The sequence below is a fragment of the Methanofollis fontis genome (assembly GCF_004297185.1).
GTDB classification, from domain to species: Archaea; Halobacteriota; Methanomicrobia; order Methanomicrobiales; family Methanofollaceae; genus Methanofollis; species Methanofollis fontis.
Map to the genome: position 1 here is coordinate 1 of NZ_PGCL01000004.1, position 13,230 is coordinate 13,230.

The 13,230-nt window shown below is 58.0% G+C and carries 11 protein-coding genes; 4 read left to right on the forward strand and 7 right to left on the reverse strand.

Annotated features, from left to right (window positions below; all coding sequences use genetic code 11):
• Window positions 1–732: 732 nt before the first annotated feature.
• Entirely contained in the window at window positions 733–1,236 is a 504-nt protein-coding gene (locus CUJ86_RS09640) for a hypothetical protein (protein WP_165394860.1), read from the reverse strand.
• Between the two features lie 99 nt (window positions 1,237–1,335).
• On the opposite strand from CUJ86_RS09640, the gene CUJ86_RS09645 reads away from it, so the two are divergent.
• From CUJ86_RS09645 to CUJ86_RS09660, 4 genes are all read left to right on the forward strand, one after another.
• A complete protein-coding gene (locus CUJ86_RS09645; RefSeq protein ID WP_130647380.1) occupies window positions 1,336–1,578 on the forward strand; it encodes a hypothetical protein in 243 nt (80 codons plus the stop codon).
• A 156-nt stretch (window positions 1,579–1,734) separates the two neighbouring features.
• On the forward strand, window positions 1,735–2,943 hold the full coding sequence (locus CUJ86_RS09650; protein ID WP_130647381.1) for an ORC1-type DNA replication protein: 1,209 nt from the start codon (window positions 1,735–1,737) through the stop codon (window positions 2,941–2,943).
• The gene (locus CUJ86_RS09655; protein ID WP_130647382.1) at window positions 2,909–3,088 is read left to right on the forward strand and encodes a hypothetical protein; all 180 of its coding nucleotides are present in this window, start codon (window positions 2,909–2,911) and stop codon (window positions 3,086–3,088) included. The genes CUJ86_RS09650 and CUJ86_RS09655 overlap by 35 nt, the downstream gene beginning before the upstream one ends.
• Before the next feature lie 315 nt (window positions 3,089–3,403).
• Window positions 3,404–3,787 (forward strand): type II toxin-antitoxin system death-on-curing family toxin, encoded by a 384-nt coding sequence (locus CUJ86_RS09660; protein ID WP_165394861.1) that lies wholly within the window; start codon window positions 3,404–3,406, stop codon window positions 3,785–3,787.
• Window positions 3,788–4,098: 311 nt separating this feature from the next.
• Here CUJ86_RS09660 and CUJ86_RS09665 read toward each other — a convergent pair whose 3' ends face one another.
• From CUJ86_RS09665 to hsdR, 6 genes are all read right to left on the reverse strand, one after another.
• Complete coding sequence (locus CUJ86_RS09665; protein WP_130647384.1) at window positions 4,099–5,199, reverse strand: SDH family Clp fold serine proteinase; 1,101 nt, start codon at window positions 5,197–5,199, stop codon at window positions 4,099–4,101.
• Window positions 5,200–5,250: 51 nt separating this feature from the next.
• Window positions 5,251–5,613: a hypothetical protein gene (locus CUJ86_RS09670; protein ID WP_130647385.1), complete on the reverse strand. Its 363-nt coding sequence runs from the start codon at window positions 5,611–5,613 to the stop codon at window positions 5,251–5,253.
• Between the two features lie 69 nt (window positions 5,614–5,682).
• On the reverse strand, window positions 5,683–7,365 hold the full coding sequence (locus CUJ86_RS09675; RefSeq protein WP_130647386.1) for a restriction endonuclease subunit S: 1,683 nt from the start codon (window positions 7,363–7,365) through the stop codon (window positions 5,683–5,685).
• 244 nt (window positions 7,366–7,609) lie between these two features.
• Complete coding sequence (locus CUJ86_RS09680) at window positions 7,610–9,292, reverse strand: RNA-binding domain-containing protein (protein ID WP_130647387.1); 1,683 nt, start codon at window positions 9,290–9,292, stop codon at window positions 7,610–7,612.
• A gap of 17 nt (window positions 9,293–9,309) precedes the next feature.
• On the reverse strand, window positions 9,310–10,758 hold the full coding sequence (locus tag CUJ86_RS09685) for a type I restriction-modification system subunit M (protein WP_130647388.1): 1,449 nt from the start codon (window positions 10,756–10,758) through the stop codon (window positions 9,310–9,312).
• A 55-nt stretch (window positions 10,759–10,813) separates the two neighbouring features.
• Window positions 10,814–13,117, reverse strand: coding sequence for an EcoAI/FtnUII family type I restriction enzme subunit R (gene hsdR, locus CUJ86_RS09690; protein WP_130647389.1), 2,304 nt, complete (start codon window positions 13,115–13,117; stop codon window positions 10,814–10,816).
• Window positions 13,118–13,230 lie beyond the last annotated feature (113 nt).

Genomic DNA, 13,230 nt, shown 5'->3' on the forward strand with positions numbered 1-13,230 from the left:
CGCTCTGCTGCTCGTGCTCACCATGACCGGGGACCTTCCGGGCCCCGCCCTATCGCAACGACTGCCTCCCCCCCGAGGGGGGAGGAGGAGCGACCGATAGGGAGCGGGGGAGAGGGGTCGATCCCGACCATCTCCTGTTGTCCCTCATCGGTGTCGCACAAACAAAAAGCCGCACATGTGCAGCGGCGGGTTCCGGGGTGGAGACGGGACGCAAACCGGCAAAAGGGGCGAATTCCATCTTAAAACCTCCCAAAAACAAAACCGGATGGTTTAAGCCGGCTTCCTCCTCACATATCGTCTATAAAATATCTGATGGCCCATGAACCGTAAGAACAAAACTCCCACCAGAAAACAGACGCCGGAGGAGTCAGTGAGCCAGATCCTGATCAGGGCCATCGAACAATGGGAAACCCAGGGACGACGGCATAAGCGGTCCGGCTGAGACCGAACACACCCTTCCAGATTTCGGCCCAATTCGCACCGATTTCCGCCCGTTTTCCCGCCCTTTTCGTCACCTCTCCCCACCATTCCGACCCATCGCTCCTGATCACGCTTCCGCACCCCTGGAACTCCAGATGAAACGGCACCATTTCTCCTCAAATCCCAAAAATACCCTCAGAACACCCCGATCCGAAAAACAGCCCGGAATATCGAGATCTAAACGCTCAAAATCGAAAACTACGCCCAGAATAGAGAGATTGCCGCACAGGAGAAGAGGGGTTTTCACCCCCCTCAGTTCAGGGCCGCGACCCCGTCCGCCCAGGTCTCGACGGTGGCGAGGATGGCGTCGTCCTCATACGAGGTGATCCGCACGCTCTCGCGGGCGAAGGTGACGTAATAGGTCTCCCCGTTGGCGTCATGGCACCGCAGCTGGCAGCTGAAGGCGTCGGCGTCCGGGTTCCGGACGGCGTCTCCGCCCATGGCCGCCTCCAGGGCGGCGTTGGCGGCGAGTTCGGTGGCGGCGGCGTTGAACCCGGACATATCCGGGGCCTTTGCGCTCACCGACCCGACGACGCTGCCCTCGCCGTCCTCGTAGTTCACCCGAACGGTGTAGGACTGGCGGTTGCGCTCCACGCCCGGATGGGTGGACCCACCCTGCACATACTCCACGCACCCCCAGGGGTTGGTGGCGATCACGTCGGCGATGATCCCCTCGAAGGTCGCAATATCGGCGATTGCGGCCGGGATCTGCCGGACGGCGGTCTTGGTGTTGCTGGTCTCGACAAAGTCTGCCATGGTTTGGTACTCCTGCCAGCATGCTCCCGGGTGCATGACAGGCACACCACAATATTACCATAAGTAATATTAATCTGCCTTATCAACACTGTATCGAGCATGGAGGAGCGCAGCACCCGGGAGGTGGTGGCCGAGACCGCCCGGGACGTGAAATGGATCTGCCGGACGCTTGCACGGATGGAGGAGCAGGGCGACCGGACCGAGGAGCGCCTCCGCTCCCTGGAGGGCTGGCAGAGCGAAACGGTGGGGGAGGCGAGGCGGGATAGGCAGATCGCCGCCGGGGCGGGGGGAGTTGTGGGGGGAGCGGTGGCGATCGTGCTGCAGATGATGGGGTGGGGGTGAAGGGTTACCCCTCTTTGCCCCGGGCACCATCACGCACTGATCACGCATTATCACGCATTGATCACGCACTTATCACGGTGAGCCCCATCCCCCCACTTTCAACTTTCGCCCCACACGCGCCGCACCCCTATATACCGCGACCGCCACCCATCACGCATGACACATCACCCCCTCATGGCCGACCAGACGCTCTTCCGCGACCCCGACCTCTTCGACGCCGACCACCTCCCCGAGACCTTCCACTACCGCGACACCCAGATGGAGGCCCTCGCCCTCTCCCTGCGCCCCGCCCTCCGCGGCGGTTCGCCCCTGAACACCGTGCTCCGCGGCCCGCCCGGCACCGGCAAGACCACCGCCGCCCGCTACATCTTCGCCCAGGTCGAGGAGACGACCTGCAGGGTCGTGCCCATCCTCGTCTCCTGCCAGGCGGAAAGGACGGCGCACACCGTCTACACCAAACTCTTCACCGCCCTCATCGGCCACCCGCCACCCTCCCACGGCACCTCCGGCACCAGCCTCCTCGCCGCGGTGGGCCGCACCCTTGCGGAGCGGGGGACGGTGCTCGTCGTCGGCCTGGACGACGCCAACTACCTCGCCCCGAAGGGAGTGCTGAACGAGGTGCTCGCCCGCATCCTCCGCCTGCACGAGAGTTATCCCGGGGCAAGGACCGGCGTGGTGATGACCGACTCCTCCACCGACACCGATCTCTCCCGCGTCCTCGACCGTGCGACCTACTCCGTGCTCTGCCCGAACGAGGTCGCCTTCCACCCCTATACCGCAGAGGAGGTGCGGGGCATCCTTGGCGACCGCCTGCAGGTCGGGGTGTATCCGGGCGTTGTGCCGCCGGCGGTCCTGGACCTCGTCGTCGAACGGACGGTGGCCTGCGGAGACGTGCGGGTGGGGCTGCACCTCCTGAATGAGGCGGTGCTCCATGCCGAGCGGGCGGGGAGGACGGCGGTGGAGGTCGGGGACGTCGAGGCGGCGTTTGCGGTCGCCAGGCACACCCGCCTTACCGCCGGTGTGCAGACCCTCGCACCCCAGGAGAGGGCGGTGCTCTCTGTGCTTGCGGGCATGGTCCGGCGGGGGGAGGAGACGACCTCGGGCCGGGTGTATGAGGCGGTCGCGGCGGTCGAGCCGATGTGTTATACGAGGTTTTATGAACGGTTGAAGAGGCTGGAGGCGCTGGACCTGGTGACGAGGCGGCAGCGGAAGATCGGGCAGGGGTGGACGCGGGAGATCGTGGTGCGCGAGGGGGTGGAGGAGATGGTCGGGCCGGTGCCGGCAGGTTCATCGGGGGCGTCGTTACAGTCTGTTACAGGAGTTGCTGAGGATGAAAAATGTCGATATGAAGGTGGACGGGGATAGGCTGGTGATCACGGTCGATCTCTCACAGGAGTTTGGGGCGTCGAAGACCGGGAAGTCGATCACGATCGCCTCGACCGAGGGGAATGTGTCGGTGCCGGGGCGGGAGGAGATCAAGATCGGGGTGAATGTGTATAGGAAGAAGTGAGGTATTGTTGTGGCGCCGGGTCATGCGGCCGGGCTTTTCATGCGACGCCCCTTTTTTGCAGGCTGCTCTTTCACATATTTTGCAATGATCCCATCAACATCGGCCGGATTGAACGAGACATCGGCATGCCAGGTGCCAAAACCGCCGTGAGCGTTGATGGCCTGGACCCACTCGGCACGATCTTGGACGCCGGGGGCGGAACCGTCTCACGACACCCGAGTAGAGGGAGGAGTCCTCAATTCTTTCTGGACATCCTGGGTGTGTGAAATCAATACGTACAAGTGTTCATACACACAACCGGAAAAAGAGCGATCCATGGTAGACCTCACGGTTAAAATGATCATCGAAGTCCAGATCCATATTATCATGGCGAGTAAACACCAGGAGGACGAAGGAACCGAGGGGCTTGTACGTGACCACGGAACTCTCGATTATCTCGTCGATGAGATGAATTACATCAATGATTCATGCACTAAGGCCGCCCTGATGCTCCATGGCATTGCTTCCCGGCACCCGTTTTATCAGGGAAATAAACGGACCGCACTCGCCATTGCAGAAATAATCCTCATGCTCGAAGGTGGATGGTATATTGCTGCTGAGGATGAGGCGATCGATCTCTATGTACGTGAAGTTGCGTGTTATCAGCATGACCTTAATGAAGTGAAATGCTGGCTTCAGAAAAACTGCCAAAAAATGTAGGATTAATGCTGGGCCAGGAGATCATATGCCCGCCTGTGCCTCTGCATCGAGAGTTCGAGGGCGGCCCGCTCGACGGGGGTGAGTCCTTTGTCTTCTTTACCGTGATCTACCAGTTTGAAGGCACTATCTAAGTTATATGTTGTAGTTTCACCGATGGTGAAGGTGCCGCGAGGGACAAAAGAGCCCGAGCTTCCAGCGACCATAGTAGAGTTTTCCGATGAGCGGAAACGATACGGTCCGATGGATTTCATGAATCCCTCTTCGTTATTCGAATTTATCATCCTTGGATACATGCTGGCACCTCCTCATTTTTACTGGATTATCTTCCAGCCTTGTGACATAGGTGTTACGTTGATATTAATGTTCAGATCTGGATTCCTGATCGCATTGATCATAATTCTTGATCGATAGTCACTTCGAATTCTCGTGCTCTCGACCGTTGCGTTAAAAAACTCATAATAAATAGGTTGTACAGGTACAACAGAGACGTTCTGTAAAAATTGCTGGTAGATCTGTTGAAGAAGATCGGGAGGGAGATTGGCCGGCACCTGTATCTGGGGCACCGGCCCGATCTGCTGGGATAGGACAGGGTTGGCCATAGCAACTTCAAAGGGATTGAATGGCTCATTACATCTCATCTCTCCTTCGAGATCTTTCCAGACTTCCCAGATGAGGGTTTCAAGGTCATCTGGAGCTTCTATGATAGGAAGCCCAATCTTTTTCGCCTCTGCTCGTCCAACCGGGTAGCCGTGATGATAAAAGGATTTATTGAGGGCTTCTGAGATCGCCCGCACTTTGTTCTGGTCGTCCATATGGAGGCTGAGAAGTTTTTCTCCGAGGGAGAGAGCAAGGTTTGAACTTCGCTTTGCAGCTCCGATCGGAACTGTACCAACCTCTTTACAGAGGAGTTCGAAGGCACGTTCTTTCTGTGCCTGGTCTGTAATCCCAACATCAGACTGGACAAAGTCAATGAAATGCGAGAGGTCCTCGGCTGCAAAGTCCAGGCCTTCCCGTTTTCCCTCATTGTTCTTTTCCACATGGAGTTGTGGATCCACAGGGCCAAGGTTTGAGAAAGGGTGCATGATGATCTCGTCTGCACCGAGGGCGAGGAGCGTTGCAGCACTGTAGGCCTGGTATGGGAGGAGAACCCCGATTTTGTCGAACCGTTCTCTAAGCATACTGATTATGCGCCATGAGACAATCGGATCGCCTCCCTCGCTGACGATGAGGATATCGACCCCGTGTGCGGTCGTGGGAAGTCGTTGGATCTGCTCGCAAAACATCGGTATTGCATCAGATCCCATGCGCCCTCCACCACCATCGCTACGGGAACTGGTGACATAGGTTATCAAAGGTCGCTTTCGTACTTCTTCGATCTGTTTATAGAGTTCTACCCGCTCGGCATAGCCCATATACTACCCTTTGTCTGTCCCTATATGAAGGTACTGAAATTTTACTGGGCGTCAGTGTAGAAAGGCCACGATGAAAACACATCCAATCAAAAATCCTATCACAAAGAGAACTATGCCCAGAGCGGCACTACCAGCACCGCAAGCCATCTTAAAGATCTCTAGGGCTCCAATAACGGCCATTATTGAAGAAAAAACAGCAAAAATTGCCCGGAATGAGGAAAAATCAGATTCGGGGCTGATCTCTTCGCAGACTTCGACGGTGGTCTCGAATACCTGACCAACAATGGCCTCGGGTTCGGCCTGGATGCCGGTCTTCAGAGCGATACCGGCAAATATCCCGGCGCAGAGTCCTTCAAAAAATATTTTAGTCTCTGGGGACTGGCCGGGGGAAGTTGTATGCCGTCTCCGTGCCATATATGACGATCAGATCGCTCCTTCAAAATGCTTTGTGCTCAATTGGTCGGGCACGCCGGGAGGAGGCGGTCAGGAGGCGCACGAACCGACGACCGCCTCGATCAGTCTGGTGCCGGTCTCCTCCCGCTCGGCGATGCGGGCGTCGAGGGCGTCGCAGAGGGCCATGAGGGCGTCGACTTTGGCGACGATGCGGTGTTGTTCGGGGAGCGGGGGGAGGGGGAATGGCATTTTTGAGAATCTATTTGCTCCAAGATGAGCAATGTTTGTTGTCTGTTTTGCGATTTTTAGAAACTTTCCAGCATGCAAGTAACACCTAAAGACGATCAATGCATACTCCGGGATAACAATCTTGAATGGTCGAAAACGAACTAACGTGTTCTGGAAACATGCTCCTGGCACTTCATTTCGATATATCGCTGGCCTTCCCACTAATTCTCTACTCTGACCTTCATTTAATAAGATATCTCCAAACTGAAGTCTAAATATCTCATATTCTTTTGGTGAAAAATTCATCTCCAAAACATCATTGGTATCAATTCTATCTTCATAGACATTTGCAACGCGGAGATAGGGTCTCATATAAGGGCCGGTGTGGTTTTTAGGGGATCGTTGACGGCCTAGTTTTACTTCTCCTACAGCATGTGTGGACAACCATTCCCACAGATCTGGAATGCTGAAGAATCCCCGTGCATCTTCATTTGAATTCTTTTTTGATTGTTTTGACACATTATGAAACGGCACTTCAATTTGCTCTATATCTGAATGTGTAAACCGCCAATCAGATGTTAAAAACCCTTTAATTGCCAATGAAAATACCGTCTGCCGCAGCGCCGCCACGTTCTCGCGGGAGTCGAAGATCAGGTCGAAGTTCCCGGCGACAAGCGCCCAGGCGTCCTCGAACGCCTCCGCCTCTGAAAGGGCGGCGAGCGCCGCCGTGCCGAGGTTCGTGTGCGTCTCCCGCTGCTCTGCCTGCCGTGCTTCGAGGGCGTCGCAGAGAGCCATGAGGGTGTCGACCTTTGCGACGATGCGGTGCTGCTCGGGGAGCGGGGGGAGGGGGAATGGATTCCTTGAGAAATACTCTCTGGGAACCCTCTTCTGACCTGCTGATCCGGTCATCTTTGAAACGCCATTATTTATGAATCCAGGAGATTTGAGATAAATCAATACGTAAAAAGGGTTTAAAAGGTCGCAATGTGAACGGAACACATGTAACTCAGTGGTTCCAGCTCCTATGCCGCCAATTAGATCATCTATTACAGCAGATTTTCCATTTTGAAAACAGGGAGTTATTTTTGCACAAACTACGTCATTGTTAGCAAAATGTGTATATCCACCATTCTTGATTTCTCTCCACTTACGAGGTTCAGAGCATATTTTTGATCCGTACTTTTCAGAGATAAGAGTCATAGGAACAAAGGAGGTATCCATGTCATCCGGGATTCCTTTGTTTCTCGGATTAATTGTACCAATCTCTTCGAGCCTCGTCCACACCCACCCCGCCGGCACCGCAAACGGCACCTCATCAACCGCCGGCAAAGGCTTCGCCTTCTTGATCACGCCCTCCCGCACCAGCCGCCGCTTCTCCGCCGCGATCCGCTCCAGCAGCACCGACGCCGGTTCGTCCGCCGGATCCTGCGGCACCAGGCGCCCCTGCACCGCCAGTTGCAGGATCAGTTGCCGCAGTTTCGCCACGCCCCCCGGCGCCGCAGCGAGGGCGGCGAAGTGGTCGAGGAGGAGGGCTTCAGGTCTCATGGCATCTCTGTCTCCAATCATTCTCCAATCATTCTCCAATACAGGTGTTCACATCTCGAATCATATCGGTTAATTGCGTGATTCCGGGCAGAATTATTGGAATCCATTCGACAATCTTCGACAATCCGATCCCCAATCGTCCCCCAATCCCGGTTTCAAGATCTCGATGTATTAATGCTTATTTTGAAATTCAACTGATAATATTTGAGATCTTTTCGCCAATCTTCCCCAATACTTCCGCCAATCATGCATCATCCCGGGTGCCGGGGGTGAGCACCCACGTCGCTCCCCTCGTCCTCCCGACCGTCGTGATCGTCCCCTCCTTCCGCATCTCCTGAAGCAGATCCTTGATGAACCGGCGCTTTTGCTCCTCATTCAGAGCATCGGAAACCTTGTCCAGCAACAGGTTTTCTATCTCCCCTCTCTTCGCCTCATGATACGCCAGGAGGTATTCCACCACCATATCCTTGAAATATGCCCTATCAAACGACCGATTTCGAATATAATCAGCCCGTGTATCGGTTTTTGCTGCCACAATCTCCGAAACATACAGGTTCGGATGCCGCCCCTCGATCAGGTTCTTCTTCCGCAGGAGATCCCGCTCCTCCTTCGGGATCGGATACCCCTTCTGCACCCGATCGAGGGCGATCACATCCATAAGCGTCAGATCCTTATGCTCGATCAGCATCCGGGTGTAGCGCTCATCGATCACCCGGCCCGGAATCGTGACCTGCACCATCCCCTCCTCATCGAGATCATAATCAGGCATCGGGAAATTGCGGTCCCACTGCTTCCGAAACATCCGCCTGATCCCGCTGCCGACGGTGTCGATCATATTCAACTCCACCATCGCATTCGCAAGGAAGGGATTCCGGTAGCGGTCAGGCGGCATATCGCGCTCGATCACATTCAGCACCGTCCCCGGAATAAACTCGCCGCGGTTGGTAAACATCAGAGAACCCGGCCGCTCGGTCACCGTGATGCGAGCCGCCTGCCGGTAATCCTGGTGGGCGATGCAGTTGTGCAGCGCCTCGCGGATCACCCAGGGGTCGTACTGCGTCACCTCCAGAGGAAAGAGGGTTTCCCCTGAAATATGGCGGACCGTAAGATTCCTGACCTTCTGAAAGACCCGGTCGACCGCGAGGATCAGCGGCGGCCCGAAATGGGCATAATCGACGTTATCCCCGCCCTCGTCCCTGAGCACCCAGACAATATGCGCAACGGCAGGCGAGAGGAGAGACGCCGCCTCGCTCCTGCCCAGAAGGATGAGTGCGGCATTCGTCACCCGGCCCTGAACACAGACCTTCGCCTCTGTAAGGAACGTACTGTCGTCCCACTCATCGACCTCGTCTGCAAGATCCCGGTGTTTCTCCTTGTATTTCTCCCGCGCAAAGGCGATCGCATCGGGATCGAGATCCGCGAATGTTGCACTCTCGCAGACCTCCGCCGACCAGTCGTCCTGCGGGGCCTGCCGGCGTATTGCCTCGATCTCATAGAGGGCAAGCGGTTCGAGAGACTCATGGTTCCGGCCGTAGGCATAACCTTTCCACGTCGTCGGAACGCCACGCGGGGCCGGAGGGATCTGGAACATCACCACCCGTTTCCCCTCGACCATGAGTTCGTGAACGGCGGCAAACGAGATACGGTGATTCGTATGCTGCGCAATCTCCTCCTTGAGACGATCGAGGCCCGGCGGGGTGAGGCGGTAGTGTGAGTCGACAATCGTCCTGGGCGGACGGTCGGTGACGCCGAAGATCAGCCAGCCTGCCGGCTTCCCGTGCAGATTGGCCTCGTTGCTCAACGCCGAAAAATATTTGCCGATTTTGTCGAAACCATAATCGGTTTTTGCTTCCTTGAACTCAATCCACTCGGTCTCGGCCGGAAGATCCATCATCTCCCGCAGTTGAGCATCCAGATCCCCCGGCATCGCCCTCTCCACCCCGATCACTCCGCCCGCATGAGTGATTGGGTCAGTTCCTCCTTAAGTTTCTCTCTCGTCTCCTCCACCGCCGCCGACACCGCCCGGTAGCGGGCGAGCAGTTTCACCGGGTCACCGTTCTCCTCCACCGGCGTATTCGGGTTCTTGATATCCAGGTTGTAGTTGTTCCGCACGATCTCGGCGATCGGCACCCGCCAGGCGTGCTCGTTCTCCTCCCGGTGCTCCCACCACGCCTTCTCCGCCTCGAACTCCTCGATCCTGATCGGCTTCGTCTTCGAGTACGACTTATAGCCCTCGGGATACGGGTGCTCGTAGTACCAGACCTCCCGCGTCGGCTCCCCCTTCGTAAAGAAGAGCAGGTTCGTCCTGATCCCCGTATAAGGGTTGAACACCCCGTTCGGCAGACGCACGATCGTATGCAGGTTGCACTCCGAAAGGAGCTTCTCCTTCACCCGCGTCTTCACGCCCTCGCCAAAGAGCGTCCCGTCCGGCAGCACAATCGCCGCCCGCCCCCCGTCCTTCAGCAGGTGAGCGATCAGCACCAGGAACAGGTCCGCCGTCTCCCGCGTCTGGAACGCAGACGGGAAATTGCTCTCGATCCCGTCCTCCTCCATCCCCCCGAACGGCGGGTTCGTCACCACCACGTCCACCCGGTCCCGCGGCCCATAGTCCCGCAGGGGCCGGGCCAGGGCGTTATCGTGGCGGACCTGCACCGGCACATCGATCCCGTGCAGCATCATATTCGTCGTGCAGAGCAGGTGCGGCAGCGGCTTCTTCTCGATCCCGTGAATCGAACGCTGGAGCAGTTGTTCGTCCTCCACCGTCTTCACCTGCGCCGACCTGATGTTATCGATCGTCGAGGTCAGAAAACCCCCGGTCCCGCACGCCGGGTCCAGCACGACCTCCCCCAGCTGCGGGTCCGCCATATCCACCATGAACTGCGTCACCGCACGCGGCGTATAATACTCGCCGGCATTCCCCGCACTCTGGAGGTCTTTCAGGATCTTCTCGTAGATATCGCCGAAGAGGTGGCGGTCCTTCGAACTGTTGAAATCGATCTCGTTGATCTTGTTCGCCACCTGCCGGATCAGCGTCCCGTTCTTCATATAGTTGTACGAGTCCGCAAACACGCCCCGGATCACATGCTCCACCCCGGAGCCGTCGAGCCGCGGCTGGAGATCCTTCAGCGTCGGAAACAGGTCATTGTTCACGAAATCCAGCAGGGCGTCTCCCGTCACTCCCTCGGCATCCGCCGCCCAGGCCCGCCACCGCAACCGCCCCGGAATCGGCGAGACATACCCGTCGTCGAGGAGTTCATACTCCTGCTCCCGGTCGTCAAAGATCTTCAAAAACAGCATCCAGCCGATCTGGCTGATCCGCTGGGCGTCGCCGTCCACCCCGGCGTCTTTGCGCATAATGTCCTGAATGCCCTTGATGGTCGTGCTGATCGACATGAACCCTTAAACCTCGAACTCTCCAGAATGGTTGGCGCTCACAGCAGATAGAAGGTTAGCACTCGGCCCCGTACAGGCAGGTCTCAAGCCGCCGGATCGCCGCAAGGTAGCGCTCCTTCCCGCCGAAGATCCCGTTCACGATCTCCACCGGCGTCCCGATCCGGCTGATCGGGTCAACCCGCAGCACCTCCATGCTCTCCACGTCGGCCAGCCCCTCGTCGGCGTACTTCTCCAGGATGGCGTCGAGCACCGCCCTCGCCTGCTCCCCATACCGGGCGAAATACGACGCCTTCTTCACCCGCTCCGCCCGTTCCCGCCGGGACAACGGCGGCCGGTCAAAGGCCACATGGCAGATCAGATCGAAGGGATCGAACTCCCCGCCCACCTCCTCGGCAAGCGCCTCGAAGAGCACGCCCCGGTCCTCCAGTTCCTGCACCACCGCCATCTTCCGCTCGGCCCCCGTCCAGGAGGTCAGGAACTCGTCCAGCGAGGCATACTGTTTCGCCACCGCCCGCCTCGTATAGTCCTTCAGCGACTCGGTGATCAGCCGCCCGTCCGCACCATAGTACTGCACCCGCTCGGCCACCACGCCCACCTCGACATCATGAACCACATAGCGTTTCCCTTTCGGGCGGTCCTGTTCGGTATCCCGCGTCGTGGGCACATGCCCCGGCTCGAACTCCTCATCGGGCAGCGGCGGCCCGTCCCACTCGGGATCGGAGAAATGCTCGGTCGCCCGGCGGAAGTCCATGATCGTGAAATAGTTCTTCCCGAAATCCTCGTTGATCCGCGTCCCCCGCCCGATGATCTGCTTGAACTCCGTCATCGAAGCGATCCTTCGATCGATCACGATCAGTTTGCAGGTCTGCACGTCCACCCCGGTCCCGAGCAGCCGCGACGTCGTCGCAATCACCGGGTACCGGCTCTCCGGCATGATGAAATTGTCCAGTTCCGCCTTCCCGTCGACCGAATCCCCGGTGATCCGCATCACATAGCGGTGACTCTTCGCCACAAACTCCGGCAGGGCGTTCACCAGGCCCTGCCGCATCCGCTCGGCGTGATTGATATTCTCGCAGAAGACGATCGTCTTGTCGTACGGGTTCGTGGCCCGGAGGAACGCCGCCACCCGCCCGGCGACCACCTCGGTCCGCCGCTCCAGCACCAGGCTCCGGTCGTAGTCGGTCAGGTTGAACTCCCGGTCCTCGATCTCGTTCCCGTAGCGGTCCCGCTGGCCCGGTTCGGGCCGCCACCCTTCGAGATCCTTGTCAAGATCGACCCGGATCACCCGGAACGGGGCGAGGAAACCGTCTTCGATCCCCTGCTTCAGGGAATACGTATAGACCGGCTCGCCGAAATAGTGGATATTGGAGATGTACTTCGTCTCCTTCGGCGTCGCCGTCATCCCGATCTGGGTCGCCGAGGCGAAGTAGTCCAGCACCTCCCGCCACGCCGAGTCCTCGGCCGCGCTCCCGCGGTGGCACTCGTCCACCACCACCAGGTCGAAAAAGTCCGGCGAGAACTGCCGGTAGATGTCCTTCCACTCCTCCTCGCCGGTGACCGCCTGGTAGAGGGCAAGGTAGACCTCGTAACTCTTGTCCACCGAACGGTTCTGGATCTTTGTCATCGCCGTCCCGAACGGCTTGAAATCGTTCGTCCTCGTCTGGTCGACGAGGATATTCCTGTCGGCGAGGAAGAGGATCCGCTTCTTCGTGCCCGCCTTCCAGAGCCGCCAGATGATCTGGAACGCCGTATAGGTCTTCCCGGTGCCGGTGGCCATCACCAGGAGGATCCGGTCCTGCCCCTTTGCGATCGCCTCGACCATCCGGTTGATCGCTGCGATCTGGTAGTAGCGGGGCACCTTACCCGAACTGTCGACATAATAGTCCTGGGTGATGAGCCGTTTCTGGTCGGCGTCCAGCCCCTTCCACGCACAGTAGCGCTCCCAGAGGATTGCAGGCGAGGGAAACTCGTCAAGCCCGAGTTCCCGCTCGATCTTCGCGGACGTATGGGTCCGGTCGTGTATCAGGAAGCCGTCGCCGTTCGAACTGAAGACGAAGGGGGCGTCGAGCATGGCGGCGTATTCGAGGGCCTGCTGCATGCCATCGCCGATATCGTGGTTGTTGTCCTTCGCCTCGACAACGGCGAGGGGGAGGTTCGGTTTGTAATAGAGGACATAGTCGGCGAATTTCCGCGTCCCCCTGCGTGCCTTCGCCCCCTGGACGAGGACCTGGCCCCTGGTGATGTTCACCTCTTCCCTGACCTGTGTCGCAAAGTTCCAGCCGCCGTTGCGGATCGCCGGCGTGATATATCTGGTCCGGATATCCTGTTCGCTTAGCGATTTTTTATCGGCGGTCACCATTTGCGAAATCAGTCCTCTAAGGTTGGTAAATACCAATAGATGACTCCTGACAAAAATAAACTCTTGGATCGGGTTCTCTGAAGGTTTGTTCGGAGGAGGAGGCACTGTTCGGG

Excerpts from the sequence above, each read along its gene's own strand:
- hsdR (WP_130647389.1), bottom strand. The coding sequence starts at position 13,117 with ATGGTGACCGCCGATAAAAAATCGCTAAGCGAACAGGATATCCGGACC.
- CUJ86_RS09650 (WP_130647381.1), top strand. The coding sequence starts at position 1,735 with ATGACACATCACCCCCTCATGGCCGACCAGACGCTCTTCCGCGACCCC.
- CUJ86_RS09670 (WP_130647385.1), bottom strand. The coding sequence starts at position 5,613 with ATGGCACGGAGACGGCATACAACTTCCCCCGGCCAGTCCCCAGAGACT.
- CUJ86_RS09665 (WP_130647384.1), bottom strand. The coding sequence starts at position 5,199 with ATGGGCTATGCCGAGCGGGTAGAACTCTATAAACAGATCGAAGAAGTA.
- CUJ86_RS09645 (WP_130647380.1), top strand. The coding sequence starts at position 1,336 with ATGGAGGAGCGCAGCACCCGGGAGGTGGTGGCCGAGACCGCCCGGGAC.
- CUJ86_RS09675 (WP_130647386.1), bottom strand. The coding sequence starts at position 7,365 with ATGAGACCTGAAGCCCTCCTCCTCGACCACTTCGCCGCCCTCGCTGCG.
- CUJ86_RS09640 (WP_165394860.1), bottom strand. The coding sequence starts at position 1,236 with ATGGCAGACTTTGTCGAGACCAGCAACACCAAGACCGCCGTCCGGCAG.
- CUJ86_RS09660 (WP_165394861.1), top strand. The coding sequence starts at position 3,404 with ATGGTAGACCTCACGGTTAAAATGATCATCGAAGTCCAGATCCATATT.
- CUJ86_RS09680 (WP_130647387.1), bottom strand. The coding sequence starts at position 9,292 with ATGCCGGGGGATCTGGATGCTCAACTGCGGGAGATGATGGATCTTCCG.
- CUJ86_RS09685 (WP_130647388.1), bottom strand. The coding sequence starts at position 10,758 with ATGTCGATCAGCACGACCATCAAGGGCATTCAGGACATTATGCGCAAA.
- CUJ86_RS09655 (WP_130647382.1), top strand. The coding sequence starts at position 2,909 with ATGAAAAATGTCGATATGAAGGTGGACGGGGATAGGCTGGTGATCACG.